The sequence below is a fragment of the Variovorax sp. GW821-FHT06D12 genome (assembly GCF_059419205.1).
This window is the reverse complement of record NZ_JBWKRI010000002.1, coordinates 163,824-185,601: the sequence shown is the minus strand read 5'-3', so window position 1 is coordinate 185,601 and position 21,778 is coordinate 163,824. Positions and strand designations below refer to the sequence as shown.

Sequence of the window (21,778 nt, the reverse complement as noted above, 5' to 3'; positions counted from 1 at the left end):
TCAGCGCGACTCGACCGTCACCAGCAGCGGCGAGTCGAACATCGCCACCGGCGAGATCACCGGTTCGTCCATCGGCACGGCGTCGCCGTAGCGCTCGCGCATCTTGGCGCGCACGGCCGGGTCGGCGAGGTTGAAGCTGCGGATCTTCTGCAGATCGCCGATGCGCACGCCCAGCGCGCGGTCGTACAGCTTCCACACCAGTTCCGAGCAGTAGATGCGCGAATCCGACCATTCGAAAGTCAGGTCGTACGGGCGGCCCGCGAAGTCCGAGGTGCGCGCATGCAGGCGCGCCACGGCGCCGGGCGTGAGCCGCGTGTCGGCATCGCGCAGCCGCTTCACCACGTAGCGCCCGCCGTTGCCGCGCGCGGTCCATTGCGCCAGCGGCGTGTAACGCACCGTCGAGACGGCCTCGAACACGTAGGGTTTGCCCTCCCGCAGCAGCACGATGCCCATGTGGCTGTAGCGCGAGCCCGTGGCGCGCTGCACGGCCAGGCTTTGCGCCGAGCGCGAGGTGTGGAAGATGATGTCGCCGTCCTTCAGTGCGGTGGCCGCATGGCCTGCGCCGGCTGCCAGGAGGGTGAAAAGGGCAGACAACGACGTGTAAAGGGCTTTCGACATGCAGGGCATTTTGCGGGATGCCGCTTGCGCCCCGCGGCATGCCGGTGCCATGATCCGCGCCATATGCAAACCGTCGCCTCCATCCTCTGGCGCAGGCTCGATGCACCGGGCCACGATGCCTGCCGCCTCGAACGCAACGCCTCGGCCTGGCAGCTCGACGGCGCGGCGGTGTTCCGCACCGAGGGCGGACGCATCGCCCAGCTGCACTACCGCGTGCGCTGCGACCTGCTCTGGCACACGCAATGGGGCACCGTGCGCGGCTGGCTCGGCGAGTCGGCCATCGACCTGTCGATCACGCGCGACGCGCGCGGCCACTGGAAGCTCAACGACGAAGCCGTGCCCGACATGTCGCACTGCGTCGACCTCGACCTGGGCTTCACCCCCGCCACGAACCTGCTGCAACTGCGCCGCCTGAACCTCGCAACGGGCGAAAGCGCCGACGCACCGGCGGCCTGGGTCGATATCGAAGACGGCGGGCTCAGCGAGCTGATGCAGCGCTATGAGCGGCGCGGCGAGGGCACGTACGCGTACGAGGCCAAGCGCTTCGATTACGCGGAGGTGTTGGGCGTCACGGCGGACGGGTTCGTGAGCGACTATCCGCGGCTCTGGCGCGCGGAGGACTGACCCGTTGCTTGGAGTTGTCGGGCGCTGCGCCTGAACGCAGCGGCATGGGCTTTTTGAGTTTCGTTTTCAACGCAGCCACCGTGCTGCTGCTGATGGTCGGCGTCGTGATCGTCGGCGTCGTCCTGCTGCGGGTCTTCGGGGCGCTGGAGCGGCGGATGGACTCCCGCGCGGCCGGGCGTTTCTTCAAGTTCACAGGCTACTTCACGCTGGCGACCTGCGTTGTTGCGCTGGTGGGCGGGTTCGTTCTCTACGTGACGCGCGCGCCGGACAAGGCGGAACTCGAGCGAGGCATGGCCAAGCTCTTCACCTACCCGTCCAACCGCATCCGCATCGATCTGAACGATGTCAGCGACGCTCAGCGCCAGGAACTGGTGCGCGTGCTGCAGCCGCTGCTGAAGAGCACATCGCGCGAGTTTCACCAACGCGTGACCACGCGCCGCGGCGGCTACGCCGTCGAGGCGACGCTGCCGAGCTACTACCGCCTGACCGCCGATCGCCTGGAGATCGCCACGGGCGAGAGCTTCGGCAATGGCAAGACGATGCCTGTGCTGTTCCCGCAGGTGCTGGCGCATGCGGCCAACGCCGCCACCGTGCCGACGTTGCCTACCGCGATCGACGCGCAGATCGTGGCGGGCGACCAGGCACTGGTCCCGTTGTCGCTGGTGTCGAAGACCGCCGAGCTGATGGTGCTCACGCGCCAGACGCTGCGGGGCACGCAACCCTTGCCCGCGCCCTGCCTGATGGCGATCCAGGCGCAGGTGCCCACCGATCACTTCGAGTGGCTCTTCGGGGCCGACCGGAACGGCCTGGGCAAGGACGTGCGCTTGCAGGTGAACGCCGTGCCCGGCGTGCTGCCGGCCGGCACGTACGAACTGCGGCAGCTGACGCTGCTGGGCTCCGAGCGCCGGCGCGTGCTCTGGGAACGCGCCGCCGCGCAGGGGCATGTCGCCGTGCAGCTGGGCCTGGCACCTGTCGGCCTGCGCGAGAGCCCCGGCTGCGAGGCCCGCCTGCTCAAGCAGCTCGACCGCGCATGGACCGTGACGGCATTGCGCAACGTGTCGCCGGCGCTGGCCACGGCGGTGAAGCAGGTCGACATCGAACAGCGCCCGGCGCGCTTCAGCCCCTGGTACGCGGGCTTCGGCTGGGTGGCCGCGCAGCCCTAGTCGAACTGCGCCCGCGCCCCCGCCACCAGCGCGCGGTTGCGCCGCCGGTCTGCCGCAATCTCCTGCGCGAAGTCCTCGATGCTCCCGCCGGCCGGCAGGTTGTAGGCCTCGCGCAGGCGCGCGCGCAGCGGGTCGCCTTGCAGCAGCCGGTTGATCTCGGCGTTGAGGCGCTGCACCACCGCCGCCGGCGTGCGCGCCGGCGCGAAGATGCCGAAGAGCGAATCGCGGTTCGCCTTCTCGTAGCCCAGCTCCGCGAGCGTGGGCACCGCCGGCAAGGCTTCGATGCGCGCGGGCGCGCCGACCGCCAGCGCCTGCAGCCGGCCGCTCTCGATGTACTGCAGCTGCTGCGCCGCGACGTTGGTCGACAGCACCTCGAACTGCCCGCCGAGCGCATCGTTGAGCTGCGGGCCGCCGCCCTGGTAGGGGATGTGCGTGATGTCGGTGCGGCTTTGCAGGCGCACCTGCGCGAGCACCATGTGGCCGATGGTCGCCACGCCCGAGGTGGCCCAGCGCACCGCGCCGGGCTGGCGGCGCGCCAGCGCGATCAGTTCCGCAAAGCCGCGGCCCGCGAAGGCCGGCGTGCCCACGACCAGCACCGGCGTGCGCATCACGCTGGCCACGGGCACGAAGGCGCGCAGCGGGTCGTAGGGCGCGCGCGCGAGCAGCGGGTGCAGGGTGAGCGGGCTGATGGCCGAAAAGGCCAGCGTGTGGCCGTCGGGCGTGGCGCGTGCGAGCGCATCCATGCCCAGGCTGCCGCCCGCACCGGCGCGGTGTTCGATGAGCACCGGCACGCCCAGCGACTGCGCCAGCGGCTCGGCCAGCGCGCGCGCCATGCCGTCGCTCACGCCGCCCGGCGGGTAGACGACGATCAGGCGCACGGGGCGGCTGGGCCAGGGCGACGAGGCTGCGTGCGACAGATGCGGCAACGCGCACGCAGCCGCGAAGCCGATGCGTTGCAGGAAGTGGCGGCGCGGCAGCGGCAGGGTCATGCGGCGGGCTTCCCCTCGGCCAGCCCGCGCAGCAGCGCCGCGAAGTGCCGCGCCGGCAGGTTGTCTTCATCGGCGCGCGACACCAGCGTGAGCGGCGCGTCGAGCTGGCCGCCGTCGGCCAGCCGCGTGTAGGCGATGGCGTGCGCGTGCACGCCGGTCATCGAGGTCGGCACCACCGACAGGCCGACGCCTGCGGCCACGAGGTTCAGGTTGGTCATCATGCGATCGACTTCGGCCACCACGCGCGGGCGCAGGCCCTGCGCGTGGCACAGCGCGAGCAGCTCGGCATAGAGGCCGGGCGCGCCCGGACGGCGTACGAGGATGATGCCTTCTTCGCAGAGTTTCGACAGCGGCAGCGGCTTCGCGGGCTTCTTGCCATTTGCAGGTGGCGCGAAGCGGTGATCGCTCGGCATCGCGACCCACACGGGCTCGCGCAGCAGCGTCTCGAACACCAGCCCCTCGGGCCGCGCCACCGGCACGCGCAGCAGGCCGCAGTGCAGCCGGCCCGCGGCCAGCGCCTCGGTGAGCTCGGCGGCGTTGTCTTCGCGCAGCTGCAGCTCCACGCCGGGGTGCGCGCGGCGGAAGGCGCGCAGCGCCTCGGGCATGAAGCGGTGCGCGGCGGCCGAGCTGGTGAAGCCGACCGCGAGCGTGCCGGTCTGGCCCTGGGCCACGCGCGCCATGCGCTGCTTCATGGCCTCCATGTCCTGCAGCATGCGCAGCGCCTCGGCCTGGAACAGCCGGCCTGCGTCGGTGAGCGCCACGCCGCGCGGATGGCGCTTGAACAGCAGCACGCCCAGCTCGCGCTCCAGCGCCTTGATCTGCAGGCTCAGCGGCGGCTGCTGGATGCCCAGCTGCTCGGCGGCGCGCGTCATGTGGCCGGTGCCGGCCACGGCCACGAAGTACCTCAGGGCGCGTATATCCATATGTTTTTTGTATTGAATAGGCCTTGTTATTTTATTTGACCCTAGGTCACACGGAATCTATCGTCCGGCCGCCTATTCAAAAAGCAGCCCACCGAGGCTGCATGCCGGAGACAAATCCATGCGCACACCGCGCCCTGCCTCGAAGTTTCGTGTCGTCGTTGCGCTGATTGGCGCGTCGTTGGTCCTGGCCGCCTGTGGTGGCGGCAGTGGGGGAGGAGGAAGCCCCGGCTTCTTCCTGCCGACCGTGCCGCCCGCCAGCGGCGGCACCCCGCCGGCCGAGGAGCCGCCCGGCACAGTGCCCCCGCCCGTGCTGCCCGTCGTGGCCTGCGCCGACCTGGCCGGCAAGAGCCTGCCCGCCGCGCTGATCAGCCTGCCCACGCAGGGTGCCACCGTCACCAGCGCCACGCCCGTGGCCGCCGGCGACGCGGGCAACGCGCTGGGCGATTACTGCCGTGTGCGCGGCACCATCGCGCCGGTGGACCCGGCCTCGCAGCTCATCCACTTCGCGGTCAACCTGCCCGAGCAGTGGAACCAGAAGACCATCCACTTCGGCGGCGGCGGCTTCGACGGCGTGCTCATCGACGGCACCGAGGTCATCCGCTTCGGCCCCGCCGGCAAGCCCGCGCCGCTGGCGCTGGGCTACGCCACTTACGGCGACGACTCGGGCCACCAGTCGAGCAGCATCACCGACGGCAAGTTCGCGGCCAACGACGAGCAGCTGGCCAACTACGGCGGCCAGTCGCTCAAGAAGACGCGCGACGTGGCGCAGGCGTTGGTGTTCGCGCGCTACGCAGTCAAGCCCAGGCACGCCTACTTCCTCGGCACCTCGACCGGTGGGCGCGATGCACTGAGCTACATCCAGCGCTGGCCGCAGGACTACGACGGCGTGATCGCCAACGAGCCCGCGCTCAACTACACCGGCACGCGCCTGTCGAACGTGGCGGTGGGCCGCGCGCTGTACAACGACGGCGGCAAGGGCTGGCTCAACCTGACGGAGACGCTGCTGGTGCAGAAGGCCGCGATGCAGGCCTGCGACAAGCTCGACGGCGCGATCGACAACATCGTGAGCAATGTGGAGAGCTGCCGCCAGCTCAACACGCAGATCCTCGCGTCGCTGCGCTGCCCCAACGGCGCCGACACGGCGGACACCTGCCTGTCGGACGCGCAGATCGACACGGTGCACGCCATCGAATCGCCGCTCGAGTTCACGAGTTATTCGCTCGCCAACGGCGTGAAGCGCGCGGGCGGCTACAACCTCCTCGAAGGCGCACTGGTGGCCGGCCCGTACACCACGCGCGACCTCGGCACGCGCAAGGCGCCGGGCAACCCTGCCACCTCGGCCGACGCCAACATGTACGTCACGGGCGACCAGTGGGTGAAGTTCTTCGTCACGCGCGATGCCGGTTTCAACACGCTCACCTTCGATCCGCAGAACCCCGGTGCGTACGCGGCGCGCGCGACCGAGGTGTCGAAACTCACCGACGCGACCGACCCGAACCTCGCGCCCTTCTTCGCGCGCGGCGGCAAGCTGATCATGCTGCACGGCCTGGCCGACGAGGTGATCAGCCCCAACTCGACCATCGACTACTACCGGCAGCTCGTCGCCACGCTGGGCCAGGCCGCGGTCACGCAGAACGTGCGCTTCTACACCGTGCCCGGCATGGGCCACGGCACCGGCAGCTTCATTCCCAACTGGGACTCGCTCGCGGCGCTCGAAGGCTGGGTCGAGGCCGGCCTCGCGCCCGCCACGCCCGTCGCGGTGGACGCCGTGGCCGGCAGCTACGGTCGCACGCGCCCGCTGTGCCAGTTTCCGTCGTGGCCCAAGTACCGCGGCAGCGGCAGCCTCGATGCGGCCGTCAACTACAGCTGCGTGACCGAGGTCGGCGACCCGCTCGCCTGCCCGAACCTGCCGGCGAGCGCGACGCGCTACAAAGGCGGCAACAGCCTCGGCGAGGAACTGCAGGTGCAGATCGACCCGGCCACCCTGGCCTACACCGTCACCATCGACGCGAGCCACGAACCCATGCGGGTCGGCACGCAGCGCAGCGGCTCGCTCGTGTCGCAGGGCAGCTGCAGCTACACGAGCGGCGAGAGCGGGGCGGTGTTCAGCTTCGGTGCCGGCGGCGTGCTGCTGGGCGGCGTGAACCCGCCGAGCGGCAGCGGCTTCTCGCCGCTGGTGGCGTTCCAGAACACCTTCCAGAATGTGTCGCCGTCGACGGACTTCCGCTCGGTGTCGCTGATCTTCAATGCGGCCGGCGTGGAGCAGCTTGGCGCGGGCACCACGGCGGCGTTCTCGTCGGCGGGGCGGCTGCGCAATGCGGGCACCTTCCAGTTCTGCCGCAGCCCGGCGTCGAACAGCTTCATGACCTACGACCAGACCTGCAAGAACACCGAGAAGGGCTACCTCCGCTACAGCACGGCGCGCGGGGCCTTCGACATGTACACGACCTCGACCTCGTCGAGCGGCACCGCCGAGACCGAGGGCGGCACGCTCACCGGCTCGGTGGTGATCGGGCTGGTCAACGGCGTGTCGACGCCGCTGTACCTGCGGCGCGTGGCCACCGCCGTGCCGGCGGGCGACACCTCCAGCGGCGTGGCCACCGTCATCCGGCCGGGCCTGCGCCTGCTCGCGGTGCAGCAGACGCTGATGCCCGGCGCGGCCGACGGCAGCTACGCCATGGCCAGCGTGAAGGGCGAGAGCCGCGAGGCCACCGTGGTCGGCACGGCCTTCAACCTCGGCGGTGCGGCCACCACGCTGGGCTACGACACGCCGGTGCTCGGCGTGGCGCAGGCCGGCGCCGGCCGGCCGGGCCATCTCATCTTCAACAGCGGCGTCGTGGGCTTCGTCACCACCGACGGAGCGAACGCGACGCTGGACCTCGGAGTACGCCATTGAAAAAATACCTCTCGCAACTTGCCGCCTTCGCCTTGCTGGGGGCGGCGCCGCTGCTGTCCGCGCACGCGGCACCCGCCACCGCGCCGAAGCCCACGGCCTGCCCGTCGCCCGTGCCGGAGAGCGCGCGCTGCTACACCGGTGAGGACGGCGTGGGCTCGTTCTACTGGATCGCCATTCCGAAAGACTGGCAGCGCGGCGTGCTCGTGATGCATGCGCACGGCGGCCCCGAAACCGGCGCGCCCAAGCTCCCACGCAGCGAGGAAGACCTCAAGCGCTGGGCCGTCACCGTGAAGGCCGGTTACGCGTGGGCCGGCTCCACCTACCGGCGCGGCGGCTACGGCGTGACGATGGCGGCCGAAGACACCGAGCGACTGCGGCAGATCGTCGTGCGCCACTTCGGCACGCCCCAGCGCACGCTGCTGCACGGGCAGAGCTATGGCGCGGGCGTGGCGGCGAAGGCGGCCGAGCTCTATGCGCCGGTGGGCGATGCGAAGAGTCCCTACGACGGCCTGCTGCTCACCAGCGGCGTGCTCGGTGGCGGCAACAGCGCCTACGATTTCCGGCTCGACCTGCGCGTGGTGTACCAGTACGTCTGCCGAAACCATCCCAAGCCCGACGAGCCGCAGTACCCGCTGTGGATGGGCCTGCCGATGGACGCGAAGCTCACGCGCGCGGACCTCGCTGCGCGCGTCAAGGACTGCACCGGCGTCGGCATGCCGGCCGCGCAGCGCACGCCCGAGCAGGCGGCGCGGCTGAAGACGATCCTGTCGGTCGTGAAGATTCCCGAACGCTCGCTCGTCGGCCACCTCAACTGGGCGACCTGGCTGTTCCAGGACCTCGTGCAGCAGCGCCTGAAGGGCCGCAACCCCTTCGGCAACATCGGCGTGGTCTACAGCGGCTCGGCCGACGATGCGGCGCTCAACGCCGGCGTGCTGCGCTACGCGGCCGACCCGCAGGCCCAGGGCGCGCTCGCGGCCGACAGCCAGCCCACCGGCCGCACCTCGCTGCCCACCGTCGGCCTGCATGCCATCGACGACCCCACGGCGTTCGTTGAACTCGAGAACGCCTACCGCCGCATCCGCGATGCGGCCGGCACCGGCGGCAATTTGGTGCAGAGCTTCAGCGCCGAGCGCGAGCACAGCTACCTCAGCGATTCGGAATACCCCGCGCTCTTCGGCGCATTGCTCGACTGGATCGACAAGGGCGAGAAGCCCACGCCCCAGAGCCTGGCGCAACGTTGCGCGTCGCTCATGCCGCGCTACGACACCGACGGCAAGAACGGCTGCCACATCCAACCCGAGTGGCAACCCCCGACGCTCGAAAGCCGCGTGCCTTCGCGCGCGCCCTGATTCTTCTTTTTGACCTTGACGGAGACTTCCATGAAACAACTGTTCGCCCTCGCGGCCGTGGCCCTTGCCGTGTGCGCCCACGCGCAAGACTTTCCCGCGGGCAAGCCCGTGACCATCGTCGTGCCCTTCGCGGCCGGCGGCCCGACCGACCGTGTCGCGCGCGACCTCGCCGAGGCGCTGCGCAAGCCGCTGGGCGGCGCCAGCGTCATCATCGACAACGTGCCCGGCGCGGGCAGCTCCATCGGCGCGGCCAAGGTCGCGCGCGCCAACCCCGACGGCTACACGCTGCTGCTCAACCACATCGCGATGGCGACCGTGCCGACGCTGGTGCGCAACGTGCCGTTCAAGGTCGAGACCGACTTCGAGTACCTGGGCATCGTCAACGACGTGCCCATGACGCTCATCGCCAAGCCCAGCCTGCCGGCCACCAACTACAAGGAACTGACCACCTGGATCGCCGCCAACAAGGGCAAGATCAACTTGGGCAACGCGGGCATCGGCTCGGCCTCGCACCTGTGCGGTTTGCTCTACCAGAGCGCTACCAAGACCGAGATGACGCCCGTGCCCTACAAGGGCACGGCACCCGCCATCACCGACCTGATCGGCGGCCAGATCGACCTGCTGTGCGACCAGAGCACCAACACCTCGCCGCAGATCGAAGCGAAGAAGGTCAAGGCCTATGCAGTGACCACGCCCAAGCGCCTGACCACGCCGCTCTTGAAAGACCTGCCCACACTCGACGAGGCCGGCCTGAAGAACTTCCAGGTGACGATCTGGCACGGCCTGTACGCGCCCAAGGGCACGCCCGCGCCGGTGCTCAAGAAGATCAGCGATGCGCTGAAGGCGGCACTGAAAGATGCCGACTTCATCAAGCGCGAGGAAGCGCTCGGCGCCGTGGTCGCCACCGACGGGCGCATCGAGCCCGAGGGCCACAAGAAGTTCGTGGCGGCGGAGATCGCGAAGTGGAGCCCGATCATCAAGGCGGCGGGGGTGTACGCGGACTGAGCTTGTCGGCCGCGCGCATCGCGCTCAGAGCCCGTGGATGGCAACGGTGGCCCAGAAGGCGGCCCACACGCCGATCAGCCCCAGCAGTGCCATGACGGCGACGTAGGCAATGAAGTACGTCACGCGTCTTGCGATGCTGGGGGTGGCTGGAACCTGCCATCAGTAGATCAACCCTGCCCACAAGAGCAGGGCGCTGGCGACGAGGGCTACACCGGTTCCTGTCAATGTCAGGACCTGGCGTCGCGCCAGGCCGGTGAGCAGGACATTGAGGACCGGGATCGAAACGACCCACGTCAGCACGCTCAGCACCAGCCGTAGGCCGGCATTCATCGAATCGCGTCGCGCGGTGCTGCGTGAGTTCTGTACTGTCATTTTTCTCTCCCTGTTGGACCGTTGTGGCCTCCTCAAAATCTTAGGGAGAGCTGTCTCATGCACATGCAGCAGGTCGCGCTGGAATCAGCAATGACCGTGACGCAAGTAGTTTGCTTGCCGTGGCAATCGCAAACCGATCGTGAACGAGTTAGCCCCACCGCATCGAATGCACCAGGGCGCAGCTCAGAGCCATTACCCTCGTCGATCCTGTTCATCAGAAATCGGCTCCATGAGCTTCAGCATCTACTACGACGCAAGACGAGACAGTCCCCTGACCCGCGAGGAAGCGCAGCGCCTGGACGCGATCGTGGCTGCCTTCGACAAAGTCGACGAAGCCGACCGCCATGCGCATTCAGGTAAGGGCCTCAACTGGGAGACCTTCACGCTCTACGAGGCGTCCGGACTCACCGGGGGAAAGGTACTGGAAGGCGCCACGAAACTCCCCGACAACAAGGCGTTCGCCATGCACAAGGGGGCCAGCCACTGGGTGGCCTGCCTCAACCGGATTCGCCGCGAAGTGCTGCCGGATGCCAGGTGGAGCGTGAGCATCGATGACAGGATGCTGCTCTGGAACGACAAGAGCGGCTGGCACGACGAGGCATCGGACGGGCTGGCGACGCTCTGGCTGGGCTGCCTGTTGAGCGCGCCGTTCCGACGGTTCACGAAGTGAGCGGGTAACCGTCGGGCGTGGCCCTGCCAGACCGCGTCAGAACGTGCCCGGCAACAGGATGTCCGACTTCACATCGTCGATCTGCGTGCGACCGCAGAAGGCCATCGTGATGTCCAGTTCCTTGTGGATGATCTGCAGCGCGCGCGTCACGCCTTCCTGGCCGTAGGCGCCCAGGCCGTACAGGAAGCTGCGCCCGATCAGCGTGCCGCGCGCGCCCAGGGCGCGGGCCTTGAGCACGTCCTGGCCGCTGCGCACGCCGCCGTCCATCCACACTTCGATCTGGCTGCCCACGGCATCGGCGATGGCCGGCAGCGCGGCGATGGAGGAGGGCGCGCCATCGAGCTGGCGGCCGCCGTGGTTCGACACGATGAGTGCGTCGGCGCCACTGGCCACAGCCAGGCGTGCGTCTTCTTCGTCCATGATGCCCTTGAGGATCAGCTTGCCGCCCCAGCGCTTCTTGATCCATTCGACGTCCGCCCAGCTCAGGGCCGGGTCGAACTGCTCGGCGGTCCACGACGACAGCGACGACAGGTCTTTCACGCCCTTGGCGTGGCCGGCGATGTTGCCGAAGGTGCGGCGCTTGGTGCCCAGCATGCCCATGCACCAGCGCGGCTTGGTCGCCAGGTTGATGAGGTTCTTGATGGTGGGCTTGGGCGGCGTCGACAGGCCATTCTTGATGTCCTTGTGGCGCTGCCCGAGGATCTGCAGGTCGAGCGTGAGCTGCAGCGCCGACACGTTGGCGGCCTTGGCGCGGTCGATCAGGCGTTCGATGAAGTCGCGGTCCTTCATCACGTAGAGCTGGAACCAGAAGGGGTGGCGGTCGGTGTGCTCGGCGATGTCTTCGAGCGAGCAGATGCTCATGGTCGAGAGCGTGAACGGAATGCCGAAGGCCTTGGCCGCGCGCGCGCCCAGGATTTCGCCGTCGGCGTGCTGCATGCCGGTCAGGCCCGTGGGCGCGATGGCCACGGGCATGGCCACTTCCTGGCCGATCATGGTGGTGCGGGTGGAGCGGCCTTCCATGTTCACGGCCACGCGCTGGCGCAGCTTGATCTTCTGGAAGTCGCTCTCGTTGGCGCGGTAGGTGCCCTCGGTCCAGGCGCCGGAGTCGGCGTAGTCGTAGAACATCTTCGGCACGCGCCGCTGGGCGATCGCCCGCAGGTCTTCGATGCAGGTGATCTTGGAAAGGTCGGGCAAGGGGAAGTCTCCAGGCTGGTGTTATGGGGTCAAGGCGGGCTGCAGCCTGTGCGGGCCACGGCAGCGCCGGGGGTCGAGTCTGCAGGGGAAACGCGCCGGCCACCTGAAAAAAGCCCACACCCCGGCTGAAAATTATTCAGCCCGGCTCGCGCAGCGCCTGGCGCAGCCATTCGACGAAGGTGGCGCATTCCCAGCGTTCCATGGTGCCGGGGCGCCAGCACAGGAAGTAGGCGTTGGGCGAAGGCGCGCTGTGCGGCGACAGGCGCACCAGCCGGCCGTTGTCCAGCCAGGCGCGGCCCAGCCGCAGGTGCATGAGCACCACGCCGAAGTCTTCGGCGGCCGCATCGAGCGCCAGGCCCAGGTCGTTGAACTGGTGGCCCACGGCCGGCTCGGGCAGGCCGATGCCGCAGGCCTTGAACCAGATGCGCCACGACTCCAGCGGCGTGCGCAGCATCTGCACGCGCGCCACCTCGGCGTCGGTCGAGAAGTGCTGCTCGAAGGGCCCGTGGCGTTCCAGGTAGGCCGGGCTGCACACCGGCGAGACGTCGTCGGCGAGCAGCTGGCAGAACTCGCGGTCGTGGAACGGGCCGGTGCCGAAGCGCAGCTCGATGTCGGCGTCTTCGGCCGTGAAGTTGCGCACCGGCATGGTCACCTGCAGCATCAGCTCGATGGTCGGGTAGGCGTCGCGGAACTCGGCCAGCCGGGGCAGCAGCATCTGGCGCGAGAAGGTGGGCGTGACCGCCACGCGCAGCCGCCGCACCTGCGACGCGGGCTCGCGCCCCGGCACCTGCTGCAGCGCCGCGATGGCCTCGCGCACGCGCGCCAGGTAGGCCACGCCGTCGGCGCTCAGGCCGAAGTCGTTGCCCGTGAAGAGCTTGAGCTCGAGCTGCGTCTCGAGCTGGCGGATGCGATGGCTCACGGCGCTGGGCGTCACGCTGAGCTCCTCGGCCGCCAGGTTCACGCTGCGCAGCCGCGCGACGGCCTCGAAGGCCTGCAGGCCCTGGGTCGAGGGGAGTCGCGTCGATGCCATGTGTTTCTTGGAAGGAGTGAGCGATGCGATGTTATCGAAGGGCGACCAGCGCATCGAGCAGCCGCCGCAGGTCGTCGACCGCTTCGTGCGCCAGCGCCGCATCGCCCATCTGTGCCTTGACGATGGCGCCGTCGACGCCGAGCGCGGCGGCCTGTGCAACGGCCATGCGCTGCGGGCCGTCGGGCAGCAGGCCGGCGATCACCTCGACCATCTCGCGCTTGTGCTCGCGCGCGATGTCGGCGGCACCGGCCACGCTGGCCCCCACTTCCACCACCGAGTTGATGAAGGCACAGCCCCGAAACAGCGGGTCGGCGAACCACTCGGCCATCACGTCGGCCAGCACCGGCAGCGCCTGCCCCTGCGCGATGCGCTGCTGCGCGTCGCGCCGGCCCAGCGCATCGACGAACCAGGCCATCCACACGCCGTGCCGGTGGTCGAGAAAGGCACGCACCAGGTCGTCTTTCGACGGGAAGTGCCGGTAGAAGGTGACCTTGGTGACGCCCGACGCGGCGATCACGCGGTCGATGCCGGTGGCGCGGATGCCGTCGGCGTAGAAGAGCTCGTGCGCCGTGAGCAGGATGCGCTCGCGCGCGGGCAGTGCAGAGATGTCCATGCGGCGATTGTAGGCATGTAGACAGGTCTGTCTACTCGTGGCACATTGCGGGCCTTCATCACTTCATTTCTTTGACTGAAAGACCGCCATGGAATCCCGCCCGCCGCTGCCGCCCTTCACCCTCGAATCCGCCCTCCAGAAAGTCCAGGCCGCCGAAGACGCCTGGAACTCGCGCGACCCCGCGCGCGTGAGCCTGGCCTACACGCCCGACACCGAATGGCGCAACCGCGCCGACTTCGTCAACGGCCGCGCGCAGGTGGTGGCGTTCCTGTCGCGCAAGTGGGAGCGCGAGCACGACTACCGCCTGAAGAAGCAGCTGTGGGCCTTCATGGACAACCGCATCGCGGTGCGCTTCGAGTACGAATGGCACGACGCCGCGGGCCAGTGGTTTCGCAGCCATGGCAACGAGAACTGGGAGTTTGCGCAGAACGGGTTGATGCAAAGGCGCTACGCGAGCATCAACGACCAGCCCATTGCGGAGTCGGAGCGCAAGTTCCGCTGGGAGCGCTGAGGCGCAGGGGCCGACAACGGGCATGCCTGTTGCTTGCCCTGTCGCATCCCTTCATACCCAGGAGCCAAGCCGCATGAACCGCAACGACGTCACCGAGAAGATCATCACCGTGAAGGTGTCCAAGGGCATCCAGTGGTCCGATGTGGCCAGGAAGGTCGGCCTGTCGAAAGAGTGGACCACCGCCGCCTGCCTCGGTCAGATGACGCTCGACGACAAGCAGGCCAAGACCATCGGCAAGATCTTCGGCCTCACGCCCGAGGAGCAGAAGTGGCTCCAGGTCGTGCCCTACAAGGGCTCGCTGCCCACGCCGGTGCCGACCGACCCGCTGATCTACCGCTGGTACGAGGTGGTGAGCGTGTACGGCACCACCATCAAGGAGCTGATCCATGAAGAGTTCGGCGACGGCATCATGAGTGCCATCGACTTCAGCATGGACATCCAGCGCCAGCCCGACCCGAAGGGCGACCGCGTCAACGTGGTGCTGTCGGGCAAGTTCCTGCCGTACAAGAGCTACTGACGTTCGACGCTCAGTCAGTACACCGGTGCCGCCGGCTTCGGCCGCGGCGTCGGGGCCGGACGCCAGCCGGGGCCGGCCATGCCGTAGCGTGCGCCCTCGATCGCACCCGCAATGGCACGCGCCACGCCGTCGACCGGCGTCGTCAGCCGCCGCCGTGTGCGCATGCGCTCGAAGGCGTAGCTGTCGGCGATGCGCTCGGCCAGCGGGTCGGCGGCCTCGGCCACGTCGGGGCTCACCAGCGAGACGTGCACGCGCCCCGCGTGTTCCCGCCGCAGTCCTTCGGAAATCGCCTGCACCGCGTACTGCGTGCCGTGGTACACGGCCGAGTCGGGCGTGGCGCCGCCCATGGCCACCGGCGCGACGTTGACGATGTGGCCCCAGCCCTGCTCCTGCATCGTGGGCAGCACGGCCGCCACGCCCAGCAGCATGCCGCGCAGGTTGACGTCGATCATCAGCTCCCACTCCTCGATCTTGCGCTGCCACAGCGGCGACAGCGGCATCACGCCGGCGGCGTTCACCAGCACGTCGATGCGGTCGTGCGTGTCGAGGGCGAACTCGGCAAAGGCCTCCATGTCGGGCCGGTGCGTCACGTCCAGCCGCCGGAAGCTCGCCGAGCCGCCGGTGGCATTGATCTCGGCAGCGAGCGCCGCGAGCCGTTCGGTGCGGCGCGCGCCGAGCACCACATGGGCGCCGCGCCGCGCGAGCCGCCGCGCCGTCGCCTCGCCGATGCCGCTGCTGGCGCCGGTGACGAGAACCACTGTGTCCTGGATTGCACTCATACAAAACTCCTCATGCGGGTCGATGCGCCACGGCGCGAAGGGTGCGCCGGGCATGCAGAGGAGTCTCGGGCCGAAGGGGCCGGAGGCGGTATCCGGATCGAACGAGGTTTTTGCCTGATCCTGCGAAATGCAGAAACAGGCGGGTCGTGCGCGGGGCCGCGTCAGGCGCGCCGGCCCAGCCGGTTCCCCAACGCCAGCAGCCCCCATCCCGTCAACCCGAAGGTCAGCGCGATGCCTGCTGCGTAGAGGGCCACGCCGCCGTAGCCGCCCACGTTGGCGGGGTTGAGGAAAGGGTAGGGGTACCAGCCCGTGCGGCTGCCGCGCACCAGCGTGTAGACCAGGTAGGCCATCGGGAAGACCAGCGTCCACAGCAGCTGCCGGCCGCCGAGGCGCGTGCGCGGCGGCTGCAGCAGCCAGTCGAGCAGCATGACGCAGGGCATCACGTGGTGCAGCAGCGTGTTGATCCACGGCCGCAGCGCGCCGAGGTCGACGTCGCGCAGCAGCAGCGAGAAGACGATGCCGACCACCACCATGTTCACGGCCGACAGGGCGCGCAGCCCTTCGTCGGGTCCCGTCGACGCCGGCCGCCAGAGGCGGCGCGCCCCCAGAACCAGCACGATGGCCGCGAACAGGTTCGAGAGGTTGGTGAAGAAGCTGAAGAAGTTGACGACGTCGAAGCCCATGCGGACATGGATCGCCAGCTGCCAGCCGATCGCCACGAGGGTCAGCAGGCCGAAGAAGAGGCGCAGGGCGGACCAGGCCATGGGATGCCGGTCCTCAGGGCCTGCAGCTGCCGCCCATGGACACCGAGCCGTCCTTGCATTCGGTGAGGATGGGCTCGCCGCGCGATGCGGGCGCCGAGGTGGCGCTCGGGGCCGGCGAGGCCGCGCCGCCTTCGCGCTGGTAGACGATCTTCTTCGTGCCCAGCTCGCAGCTGCCCACCACCTGGCCGCTCGCCGTGGCGGCGGCATCGACGGTGACGACGCTGAAGTTGATCACGCCCGAGGCGGCGATCTTGGCCTCGATCTGGGTGCGCAGCGTTTCGCAGTTGCTCTGGCTCGGGCTCTGGGCATGGGCGCTGCCGGCGGCCATGAGCAGGGGCCAGGCGGCGGCGGCAACAGCAAGCCAATGGCGTTTCATGAGGGGCCTGCCTTTCTTTCTTGCGTGCAGTGGGGGCGGGAGAAATCGGAGTCTAGTCGCGCACAAAGACCAACGGCCCGCCGCGCGAGCGACAGGCCGTTGGTGTGGGCACTTCCGGGCCTGGTCAGGCCCGGGAGGCGCAACGCAGCGGGATCAGACCGCCGGTGCCAGCACCGCGTTCAGCGTGGCGCTCGGGCGCATCACGGCTTCGTACTTCTTCGGGTCGGCCAGGTAGTAGCCGCCGATGTCCACGGCCTTGCCCTGCACGGCCGCGAGTTCGTCGACGATCTTCTTCTCGTTGGCGGTGAGCGCCTCGGCCAGCTTCTTGAACTTGGCCTGCAGCTCCTTGTCCTCGGTCTGCGCGGCGAGTTCCTGGGCCCAGTACATGGCCAGGTAGAACTGGCTGCCGCGGTTGTCCAGCTGACCGGTCTTGGGCGACGGGTTCTTGTTGTTGTCCAGCAGCTGGCCGGTGGCGGCGTCGAGCGTCTTGGCCAGGATCTTGGCCTGCGCGTTGCCGGTCTTCAGGCCCAGGTCTTCCAGGCTCACGGCCAGCGCGAGGAATTCACCGAGCGAGTCCCAGCGCAGGTGGTTTTCTTCCACCAGCTGCTGCACGTGCTTGGGGGCCGAGCCGCCCGCGCCGGTCTCGTACATGCCGCCGCCGGCCATGAGCGGCACGATCGACAGCATCTTGGCCGAGGTGCCCAGTTCCATGATGGGGAACAGGTCGGTGAGGTAGTCGCGCAGGATGTTGCCGGTGGCGCTGATGGTGTCCAGGCCGCGCACGACGCGCTCCAGCGTGTAGCGCATGGCGCGCACCTGGCTCATGATCTGGATGTCCAGGCCCGTGGTGTCGTGCTCGTGCAGGTACATCTTGACCTTGGTGATCAGCTGCGCCTCGTGCGGGCGGTAGGCGTCGAGCCAGAACACCACCGGCATGCCGGAGTTGCGCGCGCGGTTCACGGCCAGCTTCACCCAGTCGCGGATCGCGGCGTCCTTGACCTGGCACATGCGCCAGATGTCGCCCTTCTCCACGTCTTCGCTCATCAGCACTTCGCCGGTGTCCAGGTCGGTGATGTTGGCCACGCCGTCTTCGGGGATCTCGAAGGTCTTGTCGTGCGAGCCGTACTCTTCGGCCTTCTGGGCCATGAGGCCGACGTTGGGCACGGTGCCCATGGTCTTGGGGTCGAAGGCGCCGTGCCACTTGCAGAAGTTGATGATCTCCTGGTAGATGCGGGCGAAGGTCGATTCGGGCATCACGGCCTTCACGTCCTTCAGGCGGCCGTCGGCGCCCCACATCTTGCCGCCGTTGCGGATCATGGCGGGCATCGAGGCGTCCACGATCACGTCGTTGGGCGAGTGGAAGTTGGTGATGCCCTTGGCCGAGTCGACCATGGCCAGCTCGGGGCGGCCTTCGTGGCAGGCGTGCAGGTCGCGCTTGATCTCGTCCTGCGTGCTCTGGGGCAGCGTGGCGATCTTGTTGTACAGGTCGACCATGCCGTTGTTGACGTTGATGCCCAGCTCGTCGAACAGCTTGCCGTGTTTCTCGAAGGCTTCCTTGTAGAAGATCTTCACGCAGTGGCCGAACACGATGGGGTGCGAGACCTTCATCATCGTGGCCTTCACGTGCAGCGAGAACATCACGCCGGTCTTGTGCGCGTCTTCGATTTCCTTTTCATAGAAGGCCAGCAGGGCCTTCTTGCTCATGAACATGGAGTCGATGATTTCGCGGTCGAGCAGGGCGACCTTGGGCTTGAGCACGATGGTCTTGCCGCTCTTGGTGAGCAGTTCCATCTTGACGTTGCGGGCGCGGTCCAGCGTCATGGACTTTTCGCCGTGATAGAAGTCGCCGCCGTGCATGTGCGAGACGTGCGAGCGCGAGGCCTGGCTCCACTCGGCCATGCTGTGCGGGTTCTTGCGGGCGTATTCCTTCACGGCGCGGGGCGCGCGGCGGTCGGAGTTGCCTTCGCGCAGCACGGGGTTCACGGCGCTGCCGGTGCACTTGTTGTAGCGCGTGCGGATGTCCTTGTCCTCGTCGGAGGTCGGGTTCTCCGGGTAGTCGGGGATCTTGTAGCCCTTGCCCTGCAGTTCCTTGATGGCCGACTTGAGCTGCGACACCGAGGCGCTGATGTTGGGCAGCTTGATGATGTTGGCTTCGGGCTTGAGCGTGAGCTTGCCCAGTTCGGCCAGGTTGTCGGGCACCTTCTGGTCGTCGCTCAGGAACTCCGGGAACTCGCCCAGGATGCGGGCGGCCACCGAGATGTCGCTCGTCGTCACGTTGATGCCGGCCGGAGCCGTGAAGGCGCGCACGATGGGCAGGAAGGCGTAGGTCGCCAGCAGGGGCGCCTCGTCGGTGAGGGTGTAGACGATGGTGGGTTGCTTCGTGCTCATGCGCTTGCTTCCGTAGGTTCTGGGTTGTCGAGAGGGCTGAAATTTCATTGGGCGAAATGGACTTTCGCCGGAGCCCCCCATTGTCGCCCGGTCGGGCCGGGGCGCGGCCGGAGAAACCCCGATGACCCCTCTGCCAGGGCTTCCCGCGATGGCTACCATTGCGCCCCATGAAAAAGCTGCCTCTTGCCGGGATCGTCGGTCTTCTCGCGTCGCTGCCGGCCGGCCCCGTGCTCGCTGCGCCCGCGGCGCAGGTCTTCGTGGCCGTCAAGACGCCCGAGGCCGTCGACGCCATGTGGCGCGCCCACCTGTGCGCCTTGCTGCCGCAGCCCTGCGATGCGCAGGCGCTGAAGCTGCACCGCCCGCGCGACGGCGCCGCGCCCGACGACTACCTGCTCACCTCGGAAAAGCCCCTGGCCATGGCGCGCCTGAAGCGCGACGCCGGCACTGGTGGCTGGCAGCTCGCGCAACTGCACGATTTCTCGACCTACGTGGCCTCGCAGCAGCGCGACCGCCCCAGCACCGACCCCGAGCTGCACCTGGCCCTCGCGCCGGTGCTCTACCCGCTGGCCGAAGGCCGCTGGGCCGTGGCCGTGACCCAGCACGAATCGGAAAGCTATTCGGGCGGCGGCGCGTCCTATGTGACGGCCGACTTCGTGCCGCTGGACACGCCGCCCGGGCAGCGCGCCAAGGCCGCGCGCGAGGGCATCCCGTACTGGTGCTCGCGGTCGATCCGCGCCTGCTTCAGCGAGAAGGAATACAAGACCTCGAAGCACTGCCACGACGAAAGCCGCGGCAGCCTGCGCATCGCCTACGACGCGCCGGCGAAGGCCGGCGGTCCCTATGTGTGGCGCTACACCTGGCTGCAGAGCGAATGGCCGGCGCACACGGGGCCGGCCGGCAACAAGCGCACCAGCGTCGACTTCACCGACGACAGCGCCCGGAAACCCACCGCCTGCGACGGCGGACTGCAGTAAGCAAAACGGCGGATCAGTGCCGCGGCACCGTCACCGCGCCCACGTGCAGCGTGCGCCCCGCGCCCAGCCCCGCCATGACCAGCACCACGCCCAGGCCGACGAACAGCCACGCCGAGGCGTGGAAGCTGCCGGTCCAGCCGTGCAGCAGCCCGGCCAGCAGCGGGCCGAAGGCCGCCACCATGTAGCCCACGCCCTGCGCCATGCCCGACAGGTGCGCGGCAATGTGCGAATCGGGCGAGCGCAGCACGATCATCGTGAGCGCCAGCGCGAAGGTGCCGCCCTGCGAAATACCCAGCACCACGGCCCAGGTCCACATGCCGCCGGGGGCGTCCAGCGGCGCGAACAGCATGGCCAGCATGGCCGCCACCGTCATCGCCGAGAGCACCACCGCCAGCGCGCGCTGGTTGCGCAGCTTCACGGCCAGCGCCGGCACCACGAGGCAGGTCACGACCTGCGTCATGACCGACAGCGACACCACGTAGCCGGCCATTTCGCCGCTGAGCCCGCGCTCGCGCAGGATCGGCGCCAGCCAGCCCATCACGATGTACGCCAGGGCCGACTGCAGCCCCATGAAGAAGGTCACCTGCCAGGCCAGCCGGTCGCGCCACAGGCCGCGCACGGTGAAGCCCGACTCGCTGGCCACCGGCTTGAGCGGCAGCGCCTGCGGTGCCCAGATGAACGTGACCAGCGCGGCCGGCACGGCCCACATGGCGAGCGCCAGCGTCCAGCCGCCGCCCAGCGCGTGCTCCAGCGGCACCGTGAGGCCCGCGGCGCTGGCGGCACCGCCGCACACGGCCATGGTGTACAGGCCCATCATCAGCGCGGCCTGCTTGGCGAAGTCGCGCTTCACCAGGCCCGAGAGCAGCACGTTCGACACCGCGATGCCGCTGCCCGCGATGGCCGAGGCCAGGAACAGCAGCGGGATGTTGCCGGTGCCGCGCAGCACCGTGCCCACGCCGATCAGCACCATGCAGCCCAGCAGCGTGCGTTCGGTGCCGAAGCGGCGCCCGAGCCAGGGCGCCAGCGGCGCGAACACGCCCAGGCAGACAATCGGCAGCGTGGTCAGCAGGCTGGCGGCGGTGGCCGACAGGCCGGTGGCGCGGATGATTTCCGGCAGCACCACCGACAGGCTGGCGAACACCGGCCGCAGGTTGAAGGCGATGAGCACCACCGTCAGGCCCAGCAGCAGCCGGCGGCCCCGGCTGGGGGTGGGCGTGGGGCGCGGCGCGGGCAGGCTGTCGACTTCGGCGTCGATCAGCAGTTCTTCGGCGCCCGATGGCGCCGCCTGGGTGCGCGCAGCAGCACCCGTGGGCAAGGTCATGGAGTTCATGCCGTGCCCAGTGCGAGCGCGTTGAGCGTCGGCGCCATCAGCTCGCGCACGGCGGCGGCGGCGCGCTCGGGGTCGCGGCTGGCAATGCCTTCGACGATGGCGCGGTGCGCCGCCTCGTCGGGCTCGGGCAGGCTGGCGCTCAGCGTGCTGGCGATGGTTTCCTTGATGTAGCCGGTGATGAAGCGGCAGGTTTCGACCAGCGCCAGGTTGCCCGACACGTCGACGATGGCCAGGTGGAAGGCCAGGTCGCGCTCGATGAAGGCCGCGCCGCCGTCGGCCAGGTCGGGCTGGCCGCGCTTGTCGAGCAGGGCGTTCAGCCGGCGCAGGTCTTTCGCGGTGTGGCGTACGGCGGCGAGCCGGGCGGCCTCGACCTCGAGCGCGCGGCGCACCTCGAACTGGTCGCGCAGGCTGGCCAGGCGCAGCTTCTGCAGGCTGGCCGAGGGGTCGAAGCCCGAGCGCACGTAGGTGCCGGAACCCTGCCGCACCTCGAGCAGGCCGCGCGAGACCAGCGTCTTCACCGCCTCGCGCACCGTGCCGCGGCTCACGCCCAGCAGCTGCGCCAGCTGGGGCTCGATCGGAATGCGCGAGCCGATGGGCCAGCGGCCCGCCGCAATTTCGGTGCGGATGCTGTTCGCGGCGGCGTCGGCCAGGGAGGTGCGGGGCGGTTGGACGAGCATGGGATCAGGGTGGCTT

At 69.1% G+C, this 21,778-nt stretch carries 22 protein-coding genes; 9 read left to right on the top strand and 13 right to left on the bottom strand.

The window, feature by feature from the left end; genetic code table 11:
• The gene (locus AC07SQ_RS07275) at nucleotides 1–618 is read right to left on the bottom strand and encodes a YiiX family permuted papain-like enzyme (protein ID WP_495273521.1); all 618 of its coding nucleotides are present in this window, start codon (nucleotides 616–618) and stop codon (nucleotides 1–3) included.
• A gap of 63 nt (nucleotides 619–681) precedes the next feature.
• On the opposite strand from AC07SQ_RS07275, the gene AC07SQ_RS07270 reads away from it, so the two are divergent.
• Together AC07SQ_RS07270 and AC07SQ_RS07265 are read left to right on the top strand one after the other, a co-directional pair.
• The gene (locus tag AC07SQ_RS07270; protein WP_495273520.1) at nucleotides 682–1,242 is read left to right on the top strand and encodes a putative glycolipid-binding domain-containing protein; all 561 of its coding nucleotides are present in this window, start codon (nucleotides 682–684) and stop codon (nucleotides 1,240–1,242) included.
• 44 nt (nucleotides 1,243–1,286) lie between these two features.
• Nucleotides 1,287–2,405 carry a hypothetical protein gene (locus tag AC07SQ_RS07265; protein ID WP_495273519.1) on the top strand — a complete coding sequence of 373 codons (1,119 nt, stop codon included), beginning with the start codon at nucleotides 1,287–1,289 and terminating at the stop codon, nucleotides 2,403–2,405.
• On the opposite strand, the gene AC07SQ_RS07260 is transcribed toward AC07SQ_RS07265, so the two are convergent.
• Both AC07SQ_RS07260 and AC07SQ_RS07255 read right to left on the bottom strand, forming a co-directional pair.
• Nucleotides 2,402–3,394 (bottom strand): Bug family tripartite tricarboxylate transporter substrate binding protein, encoded by a 993-nt coding sequence (locus tag AC07SQ_RS07260; protein WP_495273518.1) that lies wholly within the window; start codon nucleotides 3,392–3,394, stop codon nucleotides 2,402–2,404. The two genes, AC07SQ_RS07265 and AC07SQ_RS07260, sit on opposite strands and share 4 nt — an antisense overlap.
• Nucleotides 3,391–4,317, bottom strand: coding sequence for a LysR family transcriptional regulator (locus AC07SQ_RS07255; protein WP_495273517.1), 927 nt, complete (start codon nucleotides 4,315–4,317; stop codon nucleotides 3,391–3,393). The genes AC07SQ_RS07260 and AC07SQ_RS07255 overlap by 4 nt, the downstream gene beginning before the upstream one ends.
• Before the next feature lie 118 nt (nucleotides 4,318–4,435).
• On the opposite strand from AC07SQ_RS07255, the gene AC07SQ_RS07250 reads away from it, so the two are divergent.
• Genes AC07SQ_RS07250 through AC07SQ_RS07240 form a run of 3 tightly spaced genes read left to right on the top strand, consistent with a single transcriptional unit; the run spans nucleotide 4,436 to nucleotide 9,567 of the window.
• Nucleotides 4,436–7,213 carry a tannase/feruloyl esterase family alpha/beta hydrolase gene (locus AC07SQ_RS07250; protein ID WP_495273516.1) on the top strand — a complete coding sequence of 926 codons (2,778 nt, stop codon included), beginning with the start codon at nucleotides 4,436–4,438 and terminating at the stop codon, nucleotides 7,211–7,213.
• On the top strand, nucleotides 7,210–8,562 hold the full coding sequence (locus tag AC07SQ_RS07245; protein WP_495273515.1) for an alpha/beta hydrolase family protein: 1,353 nt from the start codon (nucleotides 7,210–7,212) through the stop codon (nucleotides 8,560–8,562). The genes AC07SQ_RS07250 and AC07SQ_RS07245 overlap by 4 nt, the downstream gene beginning before the upstream one ends.
• Nucleotides 8,563–8,592: 30 nt before the next feature.
• The gene (locus AC07SQ_RS07240; RefSeq protein ID WP_495273514.1) at nucleotides 8,593–9,567 is read left to right on the top strand and encodes a tripartite tricarboxylate transporter substrate-binding protein; all 975 of its coding nucleotides are present in this window, start codon (nucleotides 8,593–8,595) and stop codon (nucleotides 9,565–9,567) included.
• Nucleotides 9,568–9,726: 159 nt separating this feature from the next.
• Here AC07SQ_RS07240 and AC07SQ_RS07235 read toward each other — a convergent pair whose 3' ends face one another.
• On the bottom strand, nucleotides 9,727–9,939 hold the full coding sequence (locus tag AC07SQ_RS07235; protein ID WP_495273513.1) for a hypothetical protein: 213 nt from the start codon (nucleotides 9,937–9,939) through the stop codon (nucleotides 9,727–9,729).
• A gap of 229 nt (nucleotides 9,940–10,168) precedes the next feature.
• Here AC07SQ_RS07235 and AC07SQ_RS07230 point away from each other — a divergent pair, with 229 nt between their 5' ends.
• Nucleotides 10,169–10,609 (top strand): hypothetical protein, encoded by a 441-nt coding sequence (locus tag AC07SQ_RS07230; protein ID WP_070062185.1) that lies wholly within the window; start codon nucleotides 10,169–10,171, stop codon nucleotides 10,607–10,609.
• 36 nt (nucleotides 10,610–10,645) lie between these two features.
• Here AC07SQ_RS07230 and AC07SQ_RS07225 read toward each other — a convergent pair whose 3' ends face one another.
• From AC07SQ_RS07225 to AC07SQ_RS07215, 3 genes are all read right to left on the bottom strand, one after another.
• Nucleotides 10,646–11,803: an alpha-hydroxy acid oxidase gene (locus tag AC07SQ_RS07225; RefSeq protein WP_369646042.1), complete on the bottom strand. Its 1,158-nt coding sequence runs from the start codon at nucleotides 11,801–11,803 to the stop codon at nucleotides 10,646–10,648.
• A gap of 136 nt (nucleotides 11,804–11,939) precedes the next feature.
• Nucleotides 11,940–12,833, bottom strand: a complete 894-nt coding sequence (locus tag AC07SQ_RS07220; RefSeq protein ID WP_070062186.1) for a LysR substrate-binding domain-containing protein — start codon at nucleotides 12,831–12,833, stop codon at nucleotides 11,940–11,942.
• A 31-nt stretch (nucleotides 12,834–12,864) separates the two neighbouring features.
• On the bottom strand, nucleotides 12,865–13,446 hold the full coding sequence (locus AC07SQ_RS07215) for a TetR/AcrR family transcriptional regulator (RefSeq protein WP_495268200.1): 582 nt from the start codon (nucleotides 13,444–13,446) through the stop codon (nucleotides 12,865–12,867).
• An 88-nt stretch (nucleotides 13,447–13,534) separates the two neighbouring features.
• Between AC07SQ_RS07215 and AC07SQ_RS07210 the strand changes: the two genes are divergently transcribed.
• Nucleotides 13,535–13,957 carry a nuclear transport factor 2 family protein gene (locus AC07SQ_RS07210; protein ID WP_492744179.1) on the top strand — a complete coding sequence of 141 codons (423 nt, stop codon included), beginning with the start codon at nucleotides 13,535–13,537 and terminating at the stop codon, nucleotides 13,955–13,957.
• Nucleotides 13,958–14,030: 73 nt separating this feature from the next.
• Complete coding sequence (gene cynS, locus AC07SQ_RS07205; protein WP_495273512.1) at nucleotides 14,031–14,474, top strand: cyanase; 444 nt, start codon at nucleotides 14,031–14,033, stop codon at nucleotides 14,472–14,474.
• A 14-nt stretch (nucleotides 14,475–14,488) separates the two neighbouring features.
• On the opposite strand, the gene AC07SQ_RS07200 is transcribed toward cynS, so the two are convergent.
• The 4 genes from AC07SQ_RS07200 to AC07SQ_RS07185 all read right to left on the bottom strand — a co-directional run bounded on the left by AC07SQ_RS07200 (nucleotide 14,489) and on the right by AC07SQ_RS07185 (nucleotide 18,781).
• Nucleotides 14,489–15,253 carry an SDR family oxidoreductase gene (locus AC07SQ_RS07200; RefSeq protein WP_062478031.1) on the bottom strand — a complete coding sequence of 255 codons (765 nt, stop codon included), beginning with the start codon at nucleotides 15,251–15,253 and terminating at the stop codon, nucleotides 14,489–14,491.
• Nucleotides 15,254–15,414: 161 nt separating this feature from the next.
• The gene (locus tag AC07SQ_RS07195; RefSeq protein WP_495273511.1) at nucleotides 15,415–16,017 is read right to left on the bottom strand and encodes a Pr6Pr family membrane protein; all 603 of its coding nucleotides are present in this window, start codon (nucleotides 16,015–16,017) and stop codon (nucleotides 15,415–15,417) included.
• A 13-nt stretch (nucleotides 16,018–16,030) separates the two neighbouring features.
• A complete protein-coding gene (locus AC07SQ_RS07190; RefSeq protein WP_495273510.1) occupies nucleotides 16,031–16,393 on the bottom strand; it encodes a DUF1161 domain-containing protein in 363 nt (120 codons plus the stop codon).
• A 153-nt stretch (nucleotides 16,394–16,546) separates the two neighbouring features.
• A complete protein-coding gene (locus AC07SQ_RS07185) occupies nucleotides 16,547–18,781 on the bottom strand; it encodes an NADP-dependent isocitrate dehydrogenase (protein ID WP_095949616.1) in 2,235 nt (744 codons plus the stop codon).
• A 167-nt stretch (nucleotides 18,782–18,948) separates the two neighbouring features.
• Between AC07SQ_RS07185 and AC07SQ_RS07180 the strand changes: the two genes are divergently transcribed.
• Nucleotides 18,949–19,755 carry a hypothetical protein gene (locus AC07SQ_RS07180; RefSeq protein ID WP_495273509.1) on the top strand — a complete coding sequence of 269 codons (807 nt, stop codon included), beginning with the start codon at nucleotides 18,949–18,951 and terminating at the stop codon, nucleotides 19,753–19,755.
• A 13-nt stretch (nucleotides 19,756–19,768) separates the two neighbouring features.
• On the opposite strand, the gene AC07SQ_RS07175 is transcribed toward AC07SQ_RS07180, so the two are convergent.
• Nucleotides 19,769–21,085 carry a CynX/NimT family MFS transporter gene (locus tag AC07SQ_RS07175; RefSeq protein WP_495273508.1) on the bottom strand — a complete coding sequence of 439 codons (1,317 nt, stop codon included), beginning with the start codon at nucleotides 21,083–21,085 and terminating at the stop codon, nucleotides 19,769–19,771.
• On the bottom strand, nucleotides 21,082–21,762 hold the full coding sequence (locus AC07SQ_RS07170) for a FadR/GntR family transcriptional regulator (RefSeq protein ID WP_095949614.1): 681 nt from the start codon (nucleotides 21,760–21,762) through the stop codon (nucleotides 21,082–21,084). Before AC07SQ_RS07170 ends, AC07SQ_RS07175 begins: the two co-directional genes overlap by 4 nt.
• Between the last annotated feature and the right edge of the window lie 16 nt (nucleotides 21,763–21,778).